A 20,251-nucleotide genomic window follows, 5' to 3' on the forward strand; every position below is an offset into this window, starting at 1 on the left:
AAAGTTATCATTTCTTAACCTTGGCCTTAGTTTATCAGACTGAGATAGCTCCCAACACACCCCCTCAAGGCCTACGGCCCGCTAACGCGATTGGCCTACGGCCCGCTAACGCGATCAGCTCAGCCATTGGCTGCCGAGGAGCCGGCTAGCTCGTTCATGCGTTGTGCCAAGGCAAAGTCCAGCTCCGTAATGCCCCCGGCGTCGTGGGTGGTGAGATCCACCCGCACACGGTTGTACACATTGGTCCATTCGGGATGGTGGCCCATGCTCTCAGCCACCAAGGCCACACTGCTCATCCAGCCAAAGGCTTCGACGAAAGAGCGAAACTGAAATTGGCGGTGCAGCTTTCCCTCCCGCAAGGACCAGCCCGGCAGGCTTTCCAGCTTGGCTTGGATCTCCGCTTCGCTCAGCTTGACAGGTCTGGACATGGGCGTTCCCCCCAATCGTTGCCACCGCTTTCATCAAAAAGGGAACTGAGAACAAGGCCTGGCTTACTTACAAAACTTCATAACCTTCTGGATCAGCCGCGCTGGCGCCGCCGAGGGGCTTATACAGCCAGTAGCCTTGCACGCTAAAGTGGGCCTGCTTGTAAAAGTTGAGGGCAGCCTGGTTGTGGCGATAAACCTGCAGGGTGATGGCTGCCAACTGCTGCTGGGATCCCCAGCGTTCCACCTGTTGCATCAAGGCCCTGCCCAGCCCTCGCCGGCGGTGAGCAGGATCCACCCAGAGCAAGAAGACGTAGGCTACCCGCCGATAGGTGGCTTGATCGGTAGAGATGCCGGCCCAAACACCGCCCACTGGCTCCCCTGTCTCTTCTTTCAAGATCCACCAGCAGGGGGTACGCGGGGGGTCAAAGAGGCGATCTAGCGTCTTCTCCAGGTGATCCCAGTGCTTCTGCTCGGGGAAAGATTCCTGCAAAGTGGCCTGCAGTCCCCGCCGCACCCAGGGTCGATCCCAGGCAGAGCCAATGCGCCAACGGTAGCCGGCAGGCAAAGGGATCCCAGTTTCAGACATAGGCAGGCATCCAGCAACCAGAAAGAGCTACAGGAGGGGCTTCCTCTATCGGTGCGGGCTGGGCCATATCTTGGGGTAGAAACGAGCGGATGCTCACCACCACCAGAGTAAACAGGAATACCAGTAGGATCAGGGCGGGAAGGACGTACTGCCGCAAGAGATCCATAGGCTGAGGGTGCTAGACTACAGACTATTTTGCAGCGCCTGGCCCCTGTCTTTCAGGACCAAATCCCCCCAGCCTACTTTGCAAGACTGGCGCGCCTGCAGAAGAAGCGATCCCCTATCCTCGCACCTGCAACAGCTCGCGGCGATGGCTGGGTAGTCGCCAGCACATCTCCAGCCAGCTCTTCAGCTCCTCCGGTTGGCTGGCAAGGCTCATTTCCACCAACAAAATGGCAGCTCGATCGCTAGCTCCTCTGGCTCCCAGCTGAATAAGGGCGGACAGGCTGTCTTCCCGCCAGTAGACGGATACCCCCTGCCGGATTAGAGCCTGGGCTGCCAGCGCGATACAGGAGGTTGGCACCTGGATCTCTCGCCGCTCGTAATCGAGAGGAGGCAGCATGAACGGCAACCCAAATCTTTATCATGTTTTAATCTTCTTCTCTTTTCGCCGGCTTATCCTGAGTCTTTGCAAACTGTGAAGTGAACTTTTGCGAACTTTTCGAGATTCAGGGACATCAGCGCTCCTGCTTTCTCGTCCTTCTGCAACTTGCCCGAGGCTAGGAAAGCCGGGCAGAAAGCTTAAAAGATGGCGAAAGCTCCTGCCTCCCTCTGAAGGCGGTGGCAACAATACTGGCAAGGGTAGGAGGGAGGTAGCTGCCGATGGAGAGGTGGTCAAGGCAGGTAAGCCGCTGGCTGCCCCAGCTTACTCTGGCAGGCGTGGTGTTGATCCTGATGGCAGCGGGCAGGCCGCTGCGCTTGGTGGGCAACGGCGAGAACATGGTGCTGTTTACCTGGGGAGGGGGGGTGAGCCCGACGCCCCTACAGCCAGGCCTGCACTGGGTACCGCCCTTTGTCTCGCGCACGGTTACCTTCGATGTGAAAACCCAAGCTCTGACCTGGAGGGACGAGGATCCTGACGCCTACGCGCCGCGGCTGCTGGCCCTTTCTCAGGATGGACAGCTGATTGCCGCTGAGGCAACACTGCAATTTCGCATTGTGGACGCTCCCAAGGTTTATACCCAACTGGGGGAGAACTACCTCGATCGCATCGCTCCCATTGTCCGCTCGGTCATCCTCAACGAGACCAGCGGCTTTTCCGCCCAGGCTTTGTATTCCACCGAGCGCCCAGTGCTCCAGGGGCAAATCCGGGAACGGGTGGCCCTTTTGCTCAAGGAATATGGCATCGAGGTTTTGGACTTTCTGCTGCGAGACATAGACTTCGACCCCGATTTTGTAGCGGCTATCGAAGCAAAGACCATCGCCGAAAACGAACTGGTGAAAAAACAATATGAGATCGAGCAGGCGCGTCAGGAGGCCCGCGCCATCATTTCTCAAGCCGAGGCAGAAGCCGGTCAACTGCAAGCCAAAGCCGAGGCCCTCACCCGAAATCCCCAGTACCTGGAGGTAGTGAAGGCTGCCGTGCTGGGATCCCGCCTAGAGACGCTGGTTACCAAGTAGCCGTGCCGTCAGCCCCAATCTGGGAACAGGAGCAACTGCCGTGTATCCGACAGAGGAAGTGCCCCCGCGCCAGAGGCGTTGGTTAGCTGGAGCAGCAATCGCTCTCCTAGCGGCCCTGGGAATGGTTCGCGCCTGCCTGTACGTCACCCTGCCTGGCCACGCCACCGTGGTGTTCAATACCTTTTCCGGGTTGCAAAAGGGGCGGGTGGAGCTGCCGGGGGTGATGTTCCGGATCCCGGGGATCGAGACGCCGATTACCTACACCGTGCTCACCCGCGTTTGGGAGTTTACCAACGACCCCAACTCCCCCAATGCCATCAGCAACGCTATTGCAGTTAACACTGCCGATGGGCAAGCCTTTACCGTCGACGTGGCTATTGCCCTCCGGCCCAACATCGCCACCCTGGACGAGCTGCACGCCACCATCGGCGAGAACTATCTTTCAACAGTGGTGGTGCCGTTGGTGCGCTCCAAAATCCGCGATATCTCCGCCTCTTTCGAGTCTGAGGATTTTTACCGCAAAAGCCAGCGCATGGCCATCGAGCAGCAGGCCCTGGACTTGATCCGCCAAGAGATGCCCACCGTCAACCGCAACGGCCAGACCTTGCCCTTGATAGAGGTAGAAGGCCTCTTCCTAGGCCATGCCGATTTCCCCCAGGCCCTGCGGGACTCCATTGAGCGCAAACAGGTGGCCTCGATTACTGCGCAGACGGCAGCGGTGCGGGCGCAGATCCAGGAAAAAGAGACGGAGCGACTGTTAATCCTGGCGGCGGCAAACCAGCGGGCCATTGAGCTGAAAGGGAAGGCGGCAGCGAAAAACGCCCAACTGGCGGATCTGCTGTTTTACGAGAAGCTGCAAGAGCGCATCCAAAACCCGACCGACTCCCTTCCCCCCTTGCGCATCATCCGCGTCGAGGGGGAGGCCACTGTGTTTCTCAATGTGGATCCTCACCAGGCAGCTCTGCAACAGGCGCAGTAGTCAAGCCTGGCCCTTCCATCAGAGCTGCCAGGGCAGGTTGAGGCAAGCGGCAGCTTGCTGTGCCTTGGCCACCACGATCACCCCCGCCACAGGGATCCCGGCAGCAGCCAAAGCCTGGTGCGCTGCCTCTACCGTAGAGCCGGTGGTGTAGATGTCATCCAGCAGCAACACCGGCGTAGCCGGAGGGCACTTGAGGGCAAAGGCTCCAGCTAGATTTTGCCGACGCTGCTGGGGGTTAAGCTCGTGTTGGGGCGCCGTGGCCCGCACCCGCACCAGGGCAGTGGGCAGGTGGCGAAGACCCGTGCGCTCGCAGAAAGCCTGGCTGATCAAGGCTGCCTGATTGTAGCCCCGCTGTTGCAGCCGCTCCGCATGAAGCGGAATGGGCACCACTGTATAGTCCTGACGAAGCAGGTCAGAACGCCGCTGCCGGCTCTCCAGCCAGCGGGATCCCAGCCATTCCCCCAAGACCGCGCCAATCCGCCGCTGTCCCTGGTATTTCAGGGAATAGAGGGCTCTCCGCAGCGCTCCCCGGTGGATCCCCCAAGCATAAAGCGGCCAGGGCGAGGTGGTGACCGGCCAGGAGTCGAGCCGCTCCGCCTGCAATTGCCTCTGGCAGTCTTGACAAAACACTCCCCTAGCTGGCCGCTGGCAGAGCGGGCAAGGAAGTGCAATCCACCAATCCAGCCAGCCCATGGCTGCTGCAAGGTGCTCCTGTCGGTTTCAGTCTAGAAGAGGAGCTGGAGACCCGACGGTTGACGGCGGGATCCCTGCTTGCTAGGATTAGGTACTGCCAAATAAAGACTAGCCGTCCTGGCCAACCCATGCCCACCATTCAACAGCTAATTCGCAAAGAGCGAAGCATTGCTGTCCGCAAGAGCAAGTCACCCGCTCTGAAAGGGTGTCCGCAGCGGCGGGGAGTTTGCACGCGAGTGTACACAACAACGCCCAAAAAGCCCAACTCAGCCCTGCGGAAGGTGGCACGGGTTCGGCTGACCTCTGGCTTTGAGATTACAGCTTACATTCCCGGCATTGGCCATAACCTGCAAGAGCACTCCGTGGTTCTAGTGCGCGGCGGACGGGTAAAAGACTTACCTGGCGTGCGCTACCACATCATTCGCGGCACCCTTGACGCTGCAGGAGTCAAAGACCGCAAGCAGGGCCGCTCCAAGTATGGCGCAAAACGACCCAAGCCTGGTCAAGCGCCAGCCGCTACAGGCAAGAAGAAATAGTCTTCTTCCGAGACCAGTTTCCTATCCTGCATTACCCCTCTCTAGACAGTCCCACTATGTCTCGCCGTAGCCGTGCCCCTCGTCGTGAAGTGCCCCCCGATCCCAAATACGGGAGCCGTTTGGTGAGCATGCTCATGCGCAAGATAATGATGAGGGGCAAGGCGTCTCTAGCTGCCAGGATTCTCTACGAGGCTCTTGACCTTGTGAGGGAGCGCACTGGCCAGGAGCCGCTGGCCGTTCTGGAAAATGCCGTGCGCAACGTCACCCCTCTGGTGGAGGTCAAAGCGCGGCGCGTGGGTGGGGCCACCTATCAAGTACCCGTGGAGGTGAGGCCGGAGCGAGGTACCTCGCTGGCGCTGCGTTGGCTAGTCACCTTTGCCCGCACTCGCTCGGGCCGTACTATGTCAGCCAAGTTGGCCAACGAGATCATCGATGCAGCCAACGAAACCGGCGGTGCCATCCGTCGGCGAGAGGAAGTCCATCGTATGGCTGAGGCCAACAAAGCATTTGCTCACTACCGCTACTGAGCTTGTCTGGCCAAGTAAGGAGGCAGTGGTTGCTATCCCTCTCCATAGCCTAGGAGAGGCGTAGGATCTGGAGAAAAGTCGGCAAAAGAGATTAAAATTGTAAAGGTTTTTTAGTTTGCCTAGGTCGCAGGGCGACGAGGATTGGGAGGTTAACGTGGCGCGCACAGTTCCCCTAGAGCGAGTCCGCAATATCGGCATCGCAGCTCACATCGATGCCGGCAAGACCACGACGACGGAGCGGATTCTTTTTTATTCGGGCCTGGTGCATAAGATGGGCGAGGTTCACGAGGGAACCACGGTAACCGACTGGATGGAACAGGAACGGGAACGGGGTATCACCATCACGGCTGCAGCCATCACCACCCGCTGGACAAAGCGGGATCCGGAAAACCCCTCCCAGCCTCTTGCCGGTGCGCCAGAGTACACCATCAACATCATCGATACACCCGGCCACGTGGACTTCACCATTGAGGTGGAGCGCTCCATGCGGGTGCTGGACGGCGTGATTGCTGTCTTTGACTCCGTAGCAGGCGTGCAGCCGCAGTCAGAGACGGTCTGGCGCCAAGCCAATCGCTACAACGTGCCCCGCATTGCTTTTGTTAACAAAATGGATCGCATGGGGGCCAATTTCCTCAAGGTTTGCAACCAGATCCGGGAGCGCCTTAAAGCCAATGCCGTTCCCATTCAATTGCCTGTTGGGGCAGAGGAAGAATTCCGCGGCATCGTTGATCTGGTGCGCAGGCGGGCCTACATCTACATGGATGAGCTTGGCAGGGACATTCGCTCCGAGCCGATCCCAGAGGAAATGAAGGATCTGGCAGCGGAGTACCGGGCCAAGCTGGTGGAAGCGGTGGCTGAAGTCGATGAAACCCTGATGGAAAAGTATTTTGCCGAGGAGGACTTGAGCGAAGCAGATTTAATACTAGGTCTGCGCAAGGGCACCATCAGCGGTCAAATTGTGCCGATGCTCTGTGGCTCTGCCTTTAAGAACAAGGGCATCCAGATGCTTCTGGATGCAGTGGTGGATTACCTCCCCTCTCCCATCGACATTCCAGCCATCAAGGGCATACTGCCGGATGGCACAGAGGTGTCACGCAAGGCCAGTGACGAGGAGCCTTTCTCCGCCCTTGCCTTTAAGCTGATGAGCGACAAGTATGGAGATCTCACCTTTATTCGCGTCTACTCCGGCGTTCTGACCAAGGGCACTTACGTGCTCAACTCTACCAAAAACAAGAAAGAGCGCATCTCGCGACTGGTGGTGCTCAAGGCAGATGAGCGTCTGGATGTAGATGAGCTGCGGGCAGGGGATCTGGGAGCGGTGCTGGGCCTGAAGGACACCACCACCGGCGACACCCTCTGCGACGAAAATGCTCCAGTGATCCTAGAATCCCTCTACATCCCCGAGCCGGTCATCTCCGTGGCCATTGAGCCCAAAACCAAGGCGGATGTTGACAAGCTCTCGAGGGCACTGCAGGCCCTGGCCAAGGAGGATCCCACCTTCCGCGTCTCGGTGGATCCAGAAACCAACCAAACCATTATCTCCGGCATGGGCGAGCTCCACCTGGAGATTCTGGTAGACCGAATGCTGCGGGAGTTCAACGTGGAGGCCAACGTCGGCAACCCGCAGGTGGCCTACCGCGAAACCATCCGCAAGGCCGTCAGCCGTGTGGAAGGGAAGTTTATCCGCCAAACCGGTGGCCGCGGCCAGTATGGCCACGTGGTGATTGATTTGGAGCCGGCAGAGCCAGGTACAGGCTTCGAGTTTATCTCAAAAATTGTGGGTGGGGTCATTCCTAAGGAATACATTCCACCGGCTGAGCAAGGGATCCGCGAAGCCTGCGAGTCTGGCGTACTGGCTGGCTATCCGCTGATCGATATCCGCGTCACCCTGGTGGACGGCTCCTTCCACGAGGTGGACTCTAGCGAGATGGCCTTTAAGATTGCCGGTTCACTGGCTCTCAAGGAAGCCGCTCGCAGAGCCAACCCCGTACTCTTGGAGCCCGTGATGAAGGTGGAGGTGGAAGTGCCCGAAGCCTTTGTCGGGGATGTCATTGGGGATATCAACGCCCGCCGCGGCCAGCTGGAGGGGATGACTACCGAAGGTGGCACTTCCAAGGTCACCGCCAAGGTTCCCTTGGCAGAGATGTTTGGCTATGCCACCGACATCCGCTCCAAGACGCAAGGGCGGGGTATCTTTACGATGGAGTTTAGCCACTACGAGGAAGTTCCTCGCAATATCGCGGAAGCCATCATTGCCAAAAGCAAAGGAAACGTAGCTAACTGAAAAAGGAAGTGAGGATTCATGGCACGCCCTAAGTTCGAACGCACCAAACCCCACGTTAATGTTGGCACCATTGGCCACGTGGACCATGGTAAGACGACGTTGACCGCCGCCATTACCATGACCTTGGCTGCCCTCGGCCAAGCGGCGCCCAAGCGCTACGACGAGATTGACGCGGCGCCCGAGGAGAGAGCCCGCGGTATCACCATCAACACGGCCCACGTGGAGTACCAGACAGAGAAGCGTCACTACGCCCACGTGGACTGCCCTGGCCACGCTGACTACGTAAAAAACATGATCACAGGGGCAGCCCAGATGGACGGGGCCATCCTGGTGGTGTCGGCGGCAGATGGACCCATGCCGCAGACGCGGGAGCACATCCTGCTGGCCCGCCAGGTGGGAGTGCCCAGCATCGTCGTCTTCCTCAACAAGGTAGATATGGTGGACGACGAGGAGCTGCTGGAGCTGGTAGAGCTGGAGGTGCGGGAGCTCCTCTCCAAGTACGATTTCCCCGGCGACGAAATCCCAATTGTCAGGGGATCGGCTCTTAAGGCTTTGGAGAAGATGCAAGCCAACCCCAAAACCCAGCGGGGTGAGGATCCCTGGGTGGACAAGATCCATGAGTTGATGGATGCGGTCGACTCCTACATCCCGACGCCAGTGCGGGAAGTAGACAAGCCCTTCCTGATGGCAATAGAAGATGTCTTCTCGATTACAGGTCGTGGCACGGTAGCAACCGGCCGAATTGAGCGCGGCCGCATCAAGGTGGGGGATACGGTAGAGATCGTGGGGCTGCGCGAGACCCGCTCCACCACGGTGACGGGTCTGGAGATGTTCCAGAAGACGCTGGACGAGGGGATTGCAGGCGACAACGTCGGCGTTTTGCTGCGGGGTATTCAGAAAAACGAAGTGGAGCGGGGCATGGTCCTAGCCCAGCCCAAAACCATCACCCCCCACACCCAGTTCGAGTCGGAGGTTTATGTCCTCACCAAAGAAGAGGGGGGCCGCCACACACCCTTCTTTGCGGGCTATCGTCCCCAGTTCTACGTGCGTACCACCGACGTCACGGGCACCATTTCCTCCTTTACGGCTGACGATGGCTCGAAGCCGGAGATGGTGATGCCGGGCGACCGCGTTAGGATGACGGTGGAGCTCATCCGACCCATTGCCATTGAGCAGGGGATGCGCTTTGCCATCCGCGAAGGCGGTCGGACGGTTGGAGCTGGGGTAGTCTCCAAGATCCTGAAGTAAGCTACTGGCTCGCAGCAGGGATTGGGCGCTGGTTACTCCAGAGGGCTTGATCCCTGTTGCCTTTTAAGTACACCCTACTCTCTCTTCAAGTATGGCTACTTTAACCCAACAAAAAATTCGCATCCGCTTGCAGGCCTACGACCATCGGCTGCTGGATACTTCCTGCGCCAAAATTGTGGATACAGCCCGCCGAACAGAGGCAGTGCCAGTGGGGCCAATTCCGCTGCCGACGCGGCGGCGCCTCTACTGTGTGCTGCGTTCTCCTCACATAGACAAGGACTCCCGGGAACATTTTGAAATCCGCACCCACCGGCGCATTATCGATATCTATTCCCCCTCCTCCAAGACTATCGATGCTTTGATGAAGCTAGATCTGCCGGCAGGGGTAGACATTGAGGTGAAGTTGTGATGGCCTGGGCGGGGATCTCTAGCGCTCCAAGGTAAGGGGGCAGGCGGTGGCGACGGCAGTCGAGCAAGAAGGACAAAATTCTGAGCCCATCCCCGTCTTAGTGGTAGGAGCCCTGGGCAGGATGGGGAGGGAGGTGGTGCGAGCAGTGGCCCAAACCCCCGACATGAGGTTGGTGGGAGCAGTGGCTCGTTCGCACCTAGGCGCAGATATTGGCGAGGTGTTAGGGCTAGGAGCGTTGGGAGTGGCCATTAGCGACGACCTGGCAGGGCAGCTGCTGCGGCTGTCGCAGCAGAGTACCCGAGGCGTCATGGTGGACTTCACCCATCCTAGCTCTGTGTACGAAAACGTCCGCTCGGCAATTGCTTTTGGGGTGCGGCCAGTGGTGGGGACAACCGGCCTAACGCCGGAGCAACTGGAGCGGCTGCGGGATCTGGCGGACAAGGCTGGCGTAGGGTGCCTCATTGCGCCTAACTTTGCCATCGGCATGATCCTGCTGCAGCAGCTGGCGCTGCAGGCGGCCCAGTATTTCGATCACGTGGAGATCGTCGAGCTGCACCACAACCGCAAGGCCGATGCCCCCAGTGGCACGGCTCTGCAGACGGCCCAGCGGCTGGGACAACTGGGCAAGGCGTTCAACCCCCCCGAGGTGGAAGAAAGGGAGCTGATCCCCGGCTCGCGGGGTGGGATCCCTGGCCCCAACATCCCCATCCACAGCGTTCGCCTGCCGGGGTTGGTCGCCCACCAGGAAGTAATCTTCGGCGGCATGGGGCAGACGCTCACCCTAAGACACGACATCACCGACCGCGTGGCCTTTATGCCGGGGGTGATCCTGGGCATCCGCAAGGTGTTGCAGCTCAAGGGATTGGTCTACGGGCTGGAGCAGGTGTTGAGCTAGTTGCTAAGAGGTGGGATCCCGGCCTCGTCAAGGATGCGAGGGATGAGATGTTCGGTCTTGACGGCCATCAGGTGCACGCCGTTGCAGATCTGGCGGGCCTGGCGCACTTGTTCGGCGGCAATGCGAATCCCTTCTTCCAGGGGGTCGGGAGCCTTGGCCAGCCGCTGGATGATGGCCTCCGGAATCTGCACCCCCGGCAAGTTGCGGTTGATGAACAGGGCGTTTTTGGCAGACTTGAGCAGAAAGATACCGGCCAGGATGGGCTTGCCGGCAGGGCGCCCCAGCTTGTCCATGAAGCGCTCCAGTTGGTCGAAGTCGGTCACCATCTGGCTCTGGAAAAACTGGGCCCCGTGCTCCAGCTTGCGGTAGAAGCGCCGCTCCAGGCCCGAAAAGCTAGGGGATTGTGGCTCTACCGCTGCCCCCGGAAACAGGCAGGTGCCGCCGTCAGGAAGGGGTTTGCCGTTGCAGTCAAGGCCGCTGTTGAGGCGCTGGATAAGCTGCAGCAAGCGCACCGACTCCAGGTCAAAGACGGCTCGAGCATCGGGGCAATCCCCGACGTGGATGGGATCCCCCGTCAGGGCTAAAACATTGCGCAGGCCAAGAGCCGAAGCTCCTAGCAGATCCCCCTGGAGAGCCACGCGGTTGCGATCCCGGCAGGCCAGTTGCAGGATGGGCTCAATGCCCGCTTGATGCAGCAGCAGCGAGGCGGCCAAGGGGCTCATGCGGGCAACAGCCCGGTTGGAGTCAGTTATGTTGATGGCGTGCACCCGCTGTTTGAGCTGCTGGGCCAAAGCCAGCATAGCAGTGGTGTCGGATCCCTTGGGTGGGGTGATCTCGGCGGTGAGCAGAAACTCTCCCCGCTGAATGGCTTGAGCAAAGCGCGATGGCGGTGAGCAAGTCAAGGCCACAGTTTTGAGAAGAGAAATAAGCAGTGCGTTGGCCTATTATCGATCGTTTGAGAAAGTTTTTCTAGCTAAGGCATTGTGCTTTTTCTTTAGAGCAGGGGGAAAGCTGGGGGCTGTAAGGACTCCGTCCCGCTAGCGCGAACGTAGCCCTACAGTTGGCAAGCCACTCACGAGCCTCTAGCGGGCTGGTTTACAGAAGCCCCCAAAAGCGCAGTCTCATTTCTTCCAGCCACAATGCCCGCACCCTAACCTCTTCCTGCGCTGCTGGATAGGCAGATCCTTGGAGCAGGCTTGACTAGTGTATCTGGGATTCACCAGCACTACGCCAACCTCTTCTTGGGATGGCTCAGGCGTGATTCGAACACGCGACCCAGGGCTTATGAGTCCCCTGCTCTACCGCTGAGCTACTGAGCCAGGAAGATGCTTACCTAGGATAGCATTTTTGTGCTTGAACTGCTCGCCACCCATGTCGGGATCCCTGCCCAGATGGCGGTTTTGGCTGGCCCTCTTGCTACAGGTGGGCCTAGTTGCGGCGATACCCGCCCGCAAAGCCCTGACCCTCGCCACCGGCACCACAATCTATCTACAAGTAGCTCCTGTGGATCCCTACGACCTTCTGCGAGGTCGGTACATAGCTTTGAGCTACACGCTTGCCCAGTCTCCTGAGCTGGAAAAGTTGCCAGGCTGGTCACCTGAGCTCAGTAAGCCAGGGCTCCTCTACCTGCGCTTGGCCCCTCCCAATGGGGATCCCGCTCAACCCTGGCAGGCCATCGGCATCAGCCGCGACCGACCCAAGGATCTGCAGCCTGCGGAGGTCGCCCTGAAAGGTTGGTTCGATGGGTGGCAGCTCAGGTTTGGGATCGAAGAGTTTTTCATTCCAGAGGCGCTGGGAGATGTTCTGGAACTAGAGATCCGCCGCAACCCAGAAACACTGCGAGCAGAGGTGAAGGTGGATCCCTGGGGCCAAGCAGCGCTGGTGGGCCTTTGGGTAGGAGAACAGCGGTACTAAGAGAAGAGTAAAGCTGGTCTTGCTCTGCCGCCCTTCTAGCCCTCTTTCTTTTTCCGCGAGCGAGTTGCGCTTGTTTTCTTGGCCCTGGTAGATGCCGTGGATTTTTTAGACGACTTCTTCTGGCTAGGAGGTGGCGCTGTAGGAGCTAGAAAAAATACTTCTTTCAGGGCCTCCAACTTTTTGCCTCGTGTAATTTTGCACCCCAGCTTGGTTATGGGGGTTAAGTCCTGCCACCAGCTCCTATCTGCCTCCGCAATTCGCGCGGCTGCAATGGTTACATCAACTCCCTTGAGCGGAGTGCCAGGTTGCTCGGCCAGGTATCTCAACGCGGCCAAGATAGTTTCTCTCGGGGCCTCTGTCAGATTCACCTTTGGGACAATTTCTCTGGTGAGGATTTGGGCCTGCTTAACCTGCTCTGGATCAGGATCGACAACAATGCACCAGAGCCTCTCCAGCCCTGCCTCTCGAGCAACTGCATAGACAAAATGGTTACCAATGGCCTTGTACTGATAGTTGCCAGCCTCGGCCACCAGCAGAGGAACCCAGTTGTGTCCTCCTGTCGCCCTTAGCTGATCTGCGGCTGCTGTAACAAGGAAGGAGGGAGCAGAAAACCCGTCGGCGGGCGTAATGCTCTCAAGGGGTAAGTTAACCAACCTACCTAGATCTGAAAACTCACTCATCGATAAAGTACTCACGGGCAAGACTCTGGTAGCATTCTAAAACTCTCCTGCGCTTAAAGACGGCAGGGACTCCTTCAAAGGCTGCAGTTTTTATCACTGCATATTCAGGTATTCTGAAAATGTATTTGTCCTCATTACCTTTCTTAGGTTTTGGCCGGAAATATGGAAGTAGGTTCATGCTTCTCTCTTGGCTAACAATTTCGTCTATCTCATCATGTGCTCGTTTAATAGTGTTTTCGCTTCCTGAGGAGGGGACGCCATTGAAAAAGATAGGCAAAGTCCTGGGACCACCATCCTGTCGTGACCTAGCAGTTTCTGGAATAAACTGGGTGATTACTCTAGCAGCATTATTCAGGGAAGACAGATCGTCGGGGCGGGTAGGTATCAAAATAACATCGGCAGCAAAAACACCACTCTGGCTAAAGTAAAGCCATTGAGTTGGGCAGTCGATTAGGATGTAATCATACTCATTGCGAAGAGGGGCAATGAGATCGCGAAGGCGCCGAGTTCCCTTTGGGATATATGCTACTGCCCGGCTATCAGTCAACGTCTCTAGTTCAGGGTCTCTTGGGATAATGTCGAAGATGGGAAGGGTACTCTGCTTGCCTTTGAGTCTGTCAAAGATTTCGAAGATGGAAAATATAATCCGTTTACCCTCGAGTCTATATGTTTGGACAATGGCATGGACGTCTATTTTGGGATCCCTTAAACATTGCGTCAGTGTAATTTTTCCAGGAGTGACTCCCAAACTTCCTGTCAGATCACCCTGAGAATCAAAGTCAACAACTAAGACCTTTTTTCCCTTGGTGGCTAGTGCTGCCGCAAGGTTAATGACCGTCGTTGTTTTGCCTACGCCCCCTTTATTGTTATACACGCATACAGTCAGAGCGCGCTCATAGTTTTCTATCTTGTCTCGCAAGTTACGCACTATGCTCTCAATGTTATCTGGGCTAATATCAAGGTTTGCTGTAGCGGGGTGAACGACTTTTCCGTGCTTCCTCCAAAGCTGGATGTTATTTGCATTGGTGATAATTCCCCATTTTGCAGATTTGCAGTTCTTGGCAAGCAAGTAACTTTCTATCTGACAAACTGCATCTCTATAGTAAGATCCTTCTCTGAGGTTAACCACTCTAGATTTTGCCTCCAAAAGCAAGTAGGGATTCTTCGGGGATCTCAAGAAAATATCTTCAGGATCTCCGTTCTTTCTTGCTGCGAGATCGACTTGGCCGCAACCTGTCTCGAATTCTTCTCTAATTTCCGACTCGTCAAAGCCAAGCGCCTGCAGGAGAGGAACAGCAAAGCGTTGGACAACAATTCGCTCTACCCTCTCGGTGGGAGATATACTCTCAAGCTTCTCTCGGAGATAGCTAGCCTCAGTCATAGGAAAAAATAAGGTGGACAATGCTGACCAAGCTAAAAGCTTGCCCTTAGCCTAGCAATTGCTTTGCCCTCTCTGCCAGCGCCTGGGCTGTCAGGCCGTTGTAGTCCATGAGTTCCGTAGGGGTGGCGGTGGTTTCGCCACGTTTCCAGGCAAAGATGTCGCGCGGGCCAGTGTAGCGCAGCAACAGGGGCTCCAACATCAGGCTGGATCCGCCGGTTACGCCAATAAGGGCCTCGCCAGCAAACCAGGCAGCAAACTCCTGGTCAGACATGAACTCCCCATCAGCTTGGGCACAGGTGGACCAGGCCACGTCGACGGGGCGATAGAGGCGGCGGGGGTTGACCACAGAGACAATTTTGCTGCCGATCCCCTGGGCCTTGAGCTGTTCAGCGGCGGCAAAGACGGGCAGGAGGATCATATCTCCCACCACGGCAAAGACCACGGTGCGGGAGCCAGGTAGTTCCTGCAGCACAGTGCAACCCTGCTCCACTGCTTGGCGGGCTTGTTCTAGGGTGGTGCGGATGGGCAGGGGGGTTTTGCTGGCAAAGATCGGGATCCCTTTGTTGAAGGTCGATAAGGCCCACTCGTAGGCAGCTTGGGCGCAGTTGGCGTCGGGGGGAAAGAGGGGGAAGATGTTGCCGTTGCGCATCATGGCCGCTAGGTAGGCCTCAATTTCCGGCCGCTGGTGAGTCCAGCCGTTGCGTCCCTGCTCCAACGCTCCAGCCGTGAAGAGAGCAATAGCGGAAGGAGTGGGGCGGCGCAGCTCCGCCATCGCCTGGGTTACCGTCTGCCAGATGGGCAAGCCGTTGACGGCAAAGGCTTCGTAGGAGCACCAGAGGGAGCGCCCGCCAAAGAGTGCCAGGCCCCCTGTCAAGCCAGCGCAGGCATCTTCGCTCAGGGGTTCGTAGACCCGCCCTTGGGGCTGTTGGTTGTAGAGAGGATCCACTGTGGGGTGGATGACTTTCAGGCCCTGGTTGACATTGGCAAGACCAGAGGCCTCGTTGCCATCGGCATTGGCTACCAGAAAGTCAGGGTCTTTCTGCCCCACCTGCACCACCAAGGCGCCGATGGCAGTGGTGGAGACTTGCTTATCGCCGAGGGGGAACTCGGTTAAGTTCAGGGATCCCAGCGGCGGCAAGGGCCGGACGGACTCCGTGACAACTACCTTGGCGGCTGGTCCACCGGCTGCCCGCTCGCAGTTTTGGCGCACCAAAGCCCAAGCGGCTGGGTGGAGGGCCCGTGCCTGCAGAGCGGCCACGATGTCGGGGTGATCCAAGGTGTGGTGGGCATAGAGGTTGTGGGATTTGGATCCCTTGGCGTGCACGCCTGCTCCTTTGAGTTGTTTGAGGATGAAAACCGTCAGATGTCCGCTCAGAGCTGACTGGATAGCCCGCTCCATCTCGGTCAGTACCCTCTGGGCAAAGGCCAGACGGGCTTCCAGAGAAAATTGGGTGCTATCCACATAGGGACCGGGCTGCTGGGCATCGTCGAAGTCTTTGGCGTCGACTAGCACCACTTCCTCAAAGCCATTGCCCCGCCAGTACTCGACCATCTGAGCGTTGGTGAAGGTCGAGATCATGCTGTGGTGCTCTTGGCTATAGCCGTTCCAGACCAGCACCGGCAGGAAGTTGGTGCGCTGCGGGAAGGCGGTGTGAAAGTGAAGCATAGAGCTCATCACGTAGGGCTCCCCCAAGCCCCCATCGCCGATGGTGACGGGGAAGAGCCGATCCGGATAGAGCAAGGCGGCGGCCATGGCAAAATGCTGCCCCTGCCCGAGGGGCCCTGCTGGCGCTAGCAGGCCAGGGACGTAGCCAGAGAGGTGACCCAGCAGCCCTTCCCGTTCCCGGAAGCGAGCCTGCAAGTCGGAGACAGTGTGGATGCCCATCTCCGCCAGCGATCCATCCAAGAACATGGCGGCATAGAAGCCGGGCGCGTGGTGGCCCACCTCGGTAGGGATGTTCTTTTGGCCCAGGTACACCAAAGCGGCATAGGCTTCCGCTTGGCTGGCAAATCCGCCCGGGTGGCCCGAGGCTTTGCTGGCGGTCATCTGCAGGGTGAGGTAGCGCAGCGCATCGGCATAGAGCAAGGTCTGGTAGGCGGCCATACGGCTGCCGGGATCCCGCAGCTTGCCTGTGGCAGCATCCACTGCAGGTTCCTGGCCCAGGCGGTCGAATTCCGGCCAGGGATCGCCAAAGTAGCGGATCCCTTGGCAGAAGGCGGGAATTGGGGCAGTTGTCATCGGCCAAGCCTCACTCTTGTCAGGTCAATCCTCACTTTAAACCGGATAAAGCTTTTCGGAGGTTTTAAGCCGAACTCTTCTAGCCGCCACTCTCCCTTGCGCCTCTGGCTTGGGCAGGCAAAAGGTTGCGCGGTCTATCTTCCTCATCGACGACAGAGACTGGGGCAGAGATGGGCTGTTCTTGCTGTTGCCTACAACATCTAGTGTCTCAAACTCCTTGGCCGCTTATTTTTCCACAATATGTAGATCAAAGACGGCAGATGCTCAACCAGTTTGCTTGACCTTATATCGTGGAGACATCTTGAAAGCGAAGACCCATGTCCCTTTTGGAAAAGCTGTGATACATTCAAGGGAGGCCAGAGCGGGATCTTTAAGGAGCCTGCAGCCCTTGGCAAAGAAAGGGAGAGGTCATCCTGTGGTAGCTTGAGTTTCGCAAAGTCTTTGGATTTTCTTTGCCCTAATTGAGGATTCAACACAACTTCCCGACCCACCTATTTGTGCCTCAAGACTAGCTGCCCTATGACCGAGAGTCGTCCTTGTGCCCCCTGCATTGTCGACAGCGGAATTTTGGTTAACAAGCGGGATATTTACCGTCTTTTGGCGGATTTGGGGCGGGTTCGCTACTTCGATATCGTCGAAGGTCAGGTGCAAAGGCAGGGGGAGGGCTATGTGATGGAGGTATTTCAGGATGCAACGGCGGCCACCTTGGTGGCCAATCGCAGCCTCTACCTAAACCTAAACAGCTTCGACTACGCCTGCTTGCGGGATCCCTCCCCCGCTGAGGTGGCAGAGGTGGGCACGGAACGGCCTAGCGTGGTGATCGATCTGGTGCAGGAGCACCGCATCTTGCGCTTGGTTCCCCTGTCGGATCCGCTGTCGGATCCCGCGCAACTGTGGGCAGATACTCGCGCGCTGCGGGCGGCAATGGCGGACGCCTTGGCAGCAAGCTGGAGCCTAGAAGAGGAGGACGGATCTTTCGAGCCCGATTGAAGGGGGGGATCCTCGCGCAGCGTTTCGGCAGGCTGGAGAGAAAAGGGCACCGGAGCCTGCTGGGCTTCAGTCAGGAAGCTGGGGAAGCGGCCCTCAGGAGCTCTGGCGATTGGCGCACCGTCTCGAAGAAGTAGTGGACATTGGCCTCAGGGGTGGCAGGGTGAACCCCATGGCCCAGGTTCATGATGTGCCCCCGCGAGCCCGCCTTCCGAATCACCTCCAGGGTGCGCTGGCGGATCAACTCCCGCGATCCCAGCAAGACCATTGGATCGAGGTTGCCCTGGACAGCCAGGGATCCCAGACGGGCCCTAGCTTCTGCCATGTCACTCATCCAGTCAAGGCTGAACACGTCGATACCAGCTTTACCCACCCGCTCTAGCAAGCCGGCGCTGCCGTTGATGTAGAGGATCAGCGGCACTTGGGGATACCGAGCCTTGACCTGATCCACAATCTGCTTTTGGTAGGGCAAAGCCCAGGTCTCGTAATCGCTGGGGCTGAGCTGGCCAGCCCACGTATCAAACAACTGCACCGCTTGGGCACCGCTCTCAATTTGGTAGATCACGTAGCGGGCAATGCTATCGGCCAGCTTGCCCAGCAGCTGGTGCAAGAGCTGCGGCTGGGTGAAAGCCAAACTCTTGATGTAGGCATAGTCTTTGGAGCTGCGCCCCTCGACAGCGTAACAGGCCAAGGTCCAAGGTGAGCCAACAAAGCCCAGCAGGGTCGCCTTCCCTTCCACCTCACGGCGCAAGGTCGTGAGAATGGTTTTGATGAAGGGCAAGCTTTCTTCTGGCTCCAACAGTCGGATTTGCTCAATCTGGGCTTGGGAGCGAATTGGCGGGTCGATAATCGGCCCCTGGTTCTCCACCAGCTCAAAGGTAATGCCCATGCCCTCGAGAGGAGTGAGGATGTCGCTGAACAGGATCACGGCGTCGGGGGCAAAGGCGCGAAAGGGTTGCAAGGAGATCTCGATGGCTAGCTCCGGGATCTCGCAGCGCTGCTTGAAGGTGTACTTGCTCTGCAACTCGCGGTAGGCCGCCATGTAGCGGCCCGCCTGGCGCATCATCCAAACTGGGGGGCGATCCACCACTTCCCCGCGGGCTGCCCGTAGCAGGCGGTTGCCATCGCCATCGGGAGGAGGAGAAGCGCTGAGGTAGGCAGGTGAGTGGGACATGAAAAACTCAGCCAGTGAAGACCCTTAGTGCATCCTGACACCGAGATGACAAACGGCGCAAGCTTGCACTCCAAAGATCCCAGTACTTCAATTCTTGCCATAAGCCAAAGCAAGCCTTGGCAGGAGGGATCCGGAGCTCGGGCGAACATGCGATAATGTCAGCCTGTGGGCCTTGTTGTAGAGCTGCCCGCCAGGGATCCTCTGGGGCTGAGTTGAGAGGAAAACCAGCTTGGTTGCCCAAACTTTCGACCTAGAAACCTACCTAAGCCAGCGGCAGCAACAGGTGGAGGAAGCCCTCTCTGCCGCGGTTAGGCCTGCTTATCCAGAACGCCTCTATGAGGCAATGCGCTATAGCCTCCTGGCAGGGGGGAAGCGCCTCAGGCCCATCCTCTGTCTAGCAGCCTGTGAGTTGGCCGGCGGCTCGGTGGAGCAGGCCATGCCTACGGCCTGTGCGCTGGAGATGATCCACACCATGTCGTTGATCCACGACGATCTGCCGGCCATGGACAACGATGATTTTCGCCGCGGCAAGCCCACCAATCATAAGGTGTTTGGTGAGGATATCGCCATTTTGGCAGGCGATGCCCTGCTGGCCTACGCTTTTGAGCATATCGCCAGCCAAACGCGGGGGGTGCCGCCGCAGCGGATCCTAGAGGTGATTGCCCGCATTGGCCATGCGGCTGCGGCAACTGGCTTGGTGGGAGGCCAGGTGGTGGATCTGGAGTCGGAGGGCAAGGCCATTTCCCTGGAAACCCTGGAGTACATCCACCGCCACAAAACCGGCGCCCTGCTAGAGGCCTCAGTGGTCTCAGGAGCGATCCTGGCCGGGGCCGATGAGGAGCTGCTGGGGCGGTTGAGCCACTATGCCCAGGATATTGGCCTAGCCTTCCAGATTGTCGACGATATTTTGGATGTCACTGCCACTAGCGAACAGTTGGGCAAAACAGCAGGCAAAGATCAAGTGGTTGCCAAAGCCACTTACCCCAGCCTGCTGGGTCTAGAGGCCTCTCGGCAGAAGGCCGAAGAGCTGATCCAATCGGCTAAGCAGGCGCTGCGCCCCTATGGATCCCAGGCTGAGCCCCTGTTGGCCCTGGCAGATTTCATCGCCCGCCGCCAGCATTAACCTGCCCCCCTTGGAGGCCTTGCTCCCCCCTTCCTCTGCCGGAGAGCCCTATGCTGCAACAGTTGATGGCTAACCATGTTCTCTGGGTTGCCCTGCTGGCCAGTGGGTTAGCCCAGGCCATCAAGCTCATCCTGGCCTATGTGCGCTCGGGCAAGCTCAACCTGCGGGTCTTGCTGGAGATGGGGGGGATGCCCAGCTCCCATGCGGCCCTGGTGACTGCTTTGGCCGTGGGCGTGGGGTTAGAGGAAGGTTGGGATAGCCTCCTGTTTGCAGCAACGGTGGTCTTTGCCCTGGTGGTGATGTATGATGCTGCCGGGATCCGCCAGGCTGCTGGCAAGCAGGCGCAGGTGTTGAACCGCCTCCTAGAAGAATGGTTGGAAGAGAAAGGCGCCGATCGCTTCCAGGAGCCCTACCTGCGAGAGCTGCTGGGCCATACGCCCATCCAGGTGCTCGCCGGGGCAGCCCTAGGGGCGGCCTGTATTACCCTCTCGTTTGCTTTGGGCATTAGCTAAAGCTTGAGGCATCCTGGAGCAGCCGCATCAGGGATA

At 58.3% G+C, this 20,251-nt stretch carries 22 protein-coding genes and 1 tRNA gene; 12 read left to right on the plus strand and 11 right to left on the minus strand.

Annotated features, from left to right (window positions below):
• Positions 1-119: 119 nt before the first annotated feature.
• From NW833_RS06425 to NW833_RS06440, 4 genes are all read right to left on the minus strand, one after another.
• Entirely contained in the window at positions 120-428 is a 309-nt protein-coding gene (locus tag NW833_RS06425; protein WP_414396012.1) for a 4a-hydroxytetrahydrobiopterin dehydratase, read from the minus strand.
• A gap of 67 nt (positions 429-495) precedes the next feature.
• Positions 496-1,014: a GNAT family N-acetyltransferase gene (locus tag NW833_RS06430; RefSeq protein ID WP_414411923.1), complete on the minus strand. Its 519-nt coding sequence runs from the start codon at positions 1,012-1,014 to the stop codon at positions 496-498.
• The gene (locus NW833_RS06435; RefSeq protein ID WP_414396014.1) at positions 1,007-1,180 is read right to left on the minus strand and encodes a hypothetical protein; all 174 of its coding nucleotides are present in this window, start codon (positions 1,178-1,180) and stop codon (positions 1,007-1,009) included. Before NW833_RS06435 ends, NW833_RS06430 begins: the two co-directional genes overlap by 8 nt.
• A 114-nt stretch (positions 1,181-1,294) precedes the next feature.
• Positions 1,295-1,576: a hypothetical protein gene (locus tag NW833_RS06440; RefSeq protein ID WP_414411924.1), complete on the minus strand. Its 282-nt coding sequence runs from the start codon at positions 1,574-1,576 to the stop codon at positions 1,295-1,297.
• Positions 1,577-1,836: 260 nt separating this feature from the next.
• Here NW833_RS06440 and NW833_RS06445 point away from each other — a divergent pair, with 260 nt between their 5' ends.
• Both NW833_RS06445 and NW833_RS06450 read left to right on the plus strand, forming a co-directional pair.
• The gene (locus tag NW833_RS06445) at positions 1,837-2,634 is read left to right on the plus strand and encodes a prohibitin family protein (RefSeq protein ID WP_414396016.1); all 798 of its coding nucleotides are present in this window, start codon (positions 1,837-1,839) and stop codon (positions 2,632-2,634) included.
• A gap of 40 nt (positions 2,635-2,674) precedes the next feature.
• Complete coding sequence (locus NW833_RS06450; protein WP_414396017.1) at positions 2,675-3,613, plus strand: prohibitin family protein; 939 nt, start codon at positions 2,675-2,677, stop codon at positions 3,611-3,613.
• Between the two features lie 18 nt (positions 3,614-3,631).
• On the opposite strand, the gene NW833_RS06455 is transcribed toward NW833_RS06450, so the two are convergent.
• Positions 3,632-4,243 (minus strand): ComF family protein, encoded by a 612-nt coding sequence (locus NW833_RS06455; protein WP_414411925.1) that lies wholly within the window; start codon positions 4,241-4,243, stop codon positions 3,632-3,634.
• A 191-nt stretch (positions 4,244-4,434) separates the two neighbouring features.
• On the opposite strand from NW833_RS06455, the gene rpsL reads away from it, so the two are divergent.
• From rpsL to dapB, 6 genes are all read left to right on the plus strand, one after another.
• On the plus strand, positions 4,435-4,842 hold the full coding sequence (rpsL, locus tag NW833_RS06460) for a 30S ribosomal protein S12 (protein WP_414396020.1): 408 nt from the start codon (positions 4,435-4,437) through the stop codon (positions 4,840-4,842).
• Positions 4,843-4,898: 56 nt separating this feature from the next.
• Positions 4,899-5,369: a 30S ribosomal protein S7 gene (rpsG, locus tag NW833_RS06465; RefSeq protein ID WP_414410206.1), complete on the plus strand. Its 471-nt coding sequence runs from the start codon at positions 4,899-4,901 to the stop codon at positions 5,367-5,369.
• Between the two features lie 154 nt (positions 5,370-5,523).
• Positions 5,524-7,653, plus strand: coding sequence for an elongation factor G (gene fusA, locus NW833_RS06470; protein ID WP_414411956.1), 2,130 nt, complete (start codon positions 5,524-5,526; stop codon positions 7,651-7,653).
• Between the two features lie 18 nt (positions 7,654-7,671).
• Positions 7,672-8,901 (plus strand): elongation factor Tu, encoded by a 1,230-nt coding sequence (tuf, locus tag NW833_RS06475; RefSeq protein ID WP_414411926.1) that lies wholly within the window; start codon positions 7,672-7,674, stop codon positions 8,899-8,901.
• Positions 8,902-8,992: 91 nt separating this feature from the next.
• Complete coding sequence (gene rpsJ / locus NW833_RS06480; protein WP_414396025.1) at positions 8,993-9,310, plus strand: 30S ribosomal protein S10; 318 nt, start codon at positions 8,993-8,995, stop codon at positions 9,308-9,310.
• Between the two features lie 121 nt (positions 9,311-9,431).
• Entirely contained in the window at positions 9,432-10,205 is a 774-nt protein-coding gene (dapB, locus tag NW833_RS06485; RefSeq protein ID WP_414411957.1) for a 4-hydroxy-tetrahydrodipicolinate reductase, read from the plus strand.
• On the opposite strand, the gene NW833_RS06490 is transcribed toward dapB, so the two are convergent.
• Together NW833_RS06490 and NW833_RS06495 are read right to left on the minus strand one after the other, a co-directional pair.
• Complete coding sequence (locus NW833_RS06490; RefSeq protein ID WP_414405183.1) at positions 10,202-11,113, minus strand: methylenetetrahydrofolate reductase; 912 nt, start codon at positions 11,111-11,113, stop codon at positions 10,202-10,204. The two genes, dapB and NW833_RS06490, sit on opposite strands and share 4 nt — an antisense overlap.
• Positions 11,114-11,452: 339 nt before the next feature.
• Positions 11,453-11,524: transfer RNA gene (locus NW833_RS06495), tRNA-Met, on the minus strand.
• A gap of 34 nt (positions 11,525-11,558) precedes the next feature.
• Between NW833_RS06495 and NW833_RS06500 the strand changes: the two genes are divergently transcribed.
• Positions 11,559-12,119, plus strand: coding sequence for a GDYXXLXY domain-containing protein (locus tag NW833_RS06500; RefSeq protein ID WP_414411927.1), 561 nt, complete (start codon positions 11,559-11,561; stop codon positions 12,117-12,119).
• A 35-nt stretch (positions 12,120-12,154) separates the two neighbouring features.
• On the opposite strand, the gene NW833_RS06505 is transcribed toward NW833_RS06500, so the two are convergent.
• From NW833_RS06505 to NW833_RS06515, 3 genes are read right to left on the minus strand one after another with little or no spacing between them, the layout of a single operon-like run.
• Positions 12,155-12,799 carry a Rho termination factor gene (locus NW833_RS06505; protein ID WP_414411928.1) on the minus strand — a complete coding sequence of 215 codons (645 nt, stop codon included), beginning with the start codon at positions 12,797-12,799 and terminating at the stop codon, positions 12,155-12,157.
• Positions 12,792-14,180: an AAA family ATPase gene (locus tag NW833_RS06510; RefSeq protein ID WP_414411929.1), complete on the minus strand. Its 1,389-nt coding sequence runs from the start codon at positions 14,178-14,180 to the stop codon at positions 12,792-12,794. The genes NW833_RS06505 and NW833_RS06510 overlap by 8 nt, the downstream gene beginning before the upstream one ends.
• Positions 14,181-14,226: 46 nt before the next feature.
• Positions 14,227-16,419, minus strand: a complete 2,193-nt coding sequence (locus NW833_RS06515; protein ID WP_414411930.1) for a phosphoketolase — start codon at positions 16,417-16,419, stop codon at positions 14,227-14,229.
• Between the two features lie 519 nt (positions 16,420-16,938).
• Here NW833_RS06515 and NW833_RS06520 point away from each other — a divergent pair.
• Positions 16,939-17,409: a hypothetical protein gene (locus tag NW833_RS06520; protein ID WP_414396037.1), complete on the plus strand. Its 471-nt coding sequence runs from the start codon at positions 16,939-16,941 to the stop codon at positions 17,407-17,409.
• Positions 17,410-17,479: 70 nt separating this feature from the next.
• Here the strand turns inward: NW833_RS06520 and hemE are convergent, their stop codons facing one another.
• Positions 17,480-18,580 (minus strand): uroporphyrinogen decarboxylase, encoded by a 1,101-nt coding sequence (gene hemE, locus NW833_RS06525; protein ID WP_414405189.1) that lies wholly within the window; start codon positions 18,578-18,580, stop codon positions 17,480-17,482.
• Between the two features lie 229 nt (positions 18,581-18,809).
• On the opposite strand from hemE, the gene crtE reads away from it, so the two are divergent.
• The gene (crtE, locus tag NW833_RS06530) at positions 18,810-19,703 is read left to right on the plus strand and encodes a geranylgeranyl diphosphate synthase CrtE (RefSeq protein WP_414405190.1); all 894 of its coding nucleotides are present in this window, start codon (positions 18,810-18,812) and stop codon (positions 19,701-19,703) included.
• Between the two features lie 50 nt (positions 19,704-19,753).
• Positions 19,754-20,215 carry a divergent PAP2 family protein gene (locus NW833_RS06535; protein ID WP_414396042.1) on the plus strand — a complete coding sequence of 154 codons (462 nt, stop codon included), beginning with the start codon at positions 19,754-19,756 and terminating at the stop codon, positions 20,213-20,215.
• Positions 20,216-20,251 lie beyond the last annotated feature (36 nt).

It is taken from the genome of Synechococcus sp. O70.1 (assembly GCF_047462215.1).
Taxonomy (GTDB): domain Bacteria; phylum Cyanobacteriota; class Cyanobacteriia; order Thermostichales; family Thermostichaceae; genus Thermostichus.

What these genes read in the sequence shown, in the direction of transcription:
- NW833_RS06510 (WP_414411929.1), bottom strand. Translation starts at nt 14,180, where the DNA reads ATGACTGAGGCTAGCTATCTCCGAGAGAAGCTTGAGAGTATATCTCCC.
- NW833_RS06435 (WP_414396014.1), bottom strand. Translation starts at nt 1,180, where the DNA reads ATGGATCTCTTGCGGCAGTACGTCCTTCCCGCCCTGATCCTACTGGTA.
- NW833_RS06430 (WP_414411923.1), bottom strand. Translation starts at nt 1,014, where the DNA reads ATGTCTGAAACTGGGATCCCTTTGCCTGCCGGCTACCGTTGGCGCATT.
- NW833_RS06505 (WP_414411928.1), bottom strand. Translation starts at nt 12,799, where the DNA reads ATGAGTGAGTTTTCAGATCTAGGTAGGTTGGTTAACTTACCCCTTGAG.
- NW833_RS06425 (WP_414396012.1), bottom strand. Translation starts at nt 428, where the DNA reads ATGTCCAGACCTGTCAAGCTGAGCGAAGCGGAGATCCAAGCCAAGCTG.
- rpsG (WP_414410206.1), top strand. Translation starts at nt 4,899, where the DNA reads ATGTCTCGCCGTAGCCGTGCCCCTCGTCGTGAAGTGCCCCCCGATCCC.
- NW833_RS06440 (WP_414411924.1), bottom strand. Translation starts at nt 1,576, where the DNA reads ATGCTGCCTCCTCTCGATTACGAGCGGCGAGAGATCCAGGTGCCAACC.
- dapB (WP_414411957.1), top strand. Translation starts at nt 9,432, where the DNA reads ATGGGGAGGGAGGTGGTGCGAGCAGTGGCCCAAACCCCCGACATGAGG.
- NW833_RS06520 (WP_414396037.1), top strand. Translation starts at nt 16,939, where the DNA reads ATGACCGAGAGTCGTCCTTGTGCCCCCTGCATTGTCGACAGCGGAATT.
- rpsL (WP_414396020.1), top strand. Translation starts at nt 4,435, where the DNA reads ATGCCCACCATTCAACAGCTAATTCGCAAAGAGCGAAGCATTGCTGTC.
- rpsJ (WP_414396025.1), top strand. Translation starts at nt 8,993, where the DNA reads ATGGCTACTTTAACCCAACAAAAAATTCGCATCCGCTTGCAGGCCTAC.
- hemE (WP_414405189.1), bottom strand. Translation starts at nt 18,580, where the DNA reads ATGTCCCACTCACCTGCCTACCTCAGCGCTTCTCCTCCTCCCGATGGC.
- NW833_RS06445 (WP_414396016.1), top strand. Translation starts at nt 1,837, where the DNA reads ATGGAGAGGTGGTCAAGGCAGGTAAGCCGCTGGCTGCCCCAGCTTACT.
- tuf (WP_414411926.1), top strand. Translation starts at nt 7,672, where the DNA reads ATGGCACGCCCTAAGTTCGAACGCACCAAACCCCACGTTAATGTTGGC.
- NW833_RS06535 (WP_414396042.1), top strand. Translation starts at nt 19,754, where the DNA reads ATGCTGCAACAGTTGATGGCTAACCATGTTCTCTGGGTTGCCCTGCTG.
- NW833_RS06515 (WP_414411930.1), bottom strand. Translation starts at nt 16,419, where the DNA reads ATGACAACTGCCCCAATTCCCGCCTTCTGCCAAGGGATCCGCTACTTT.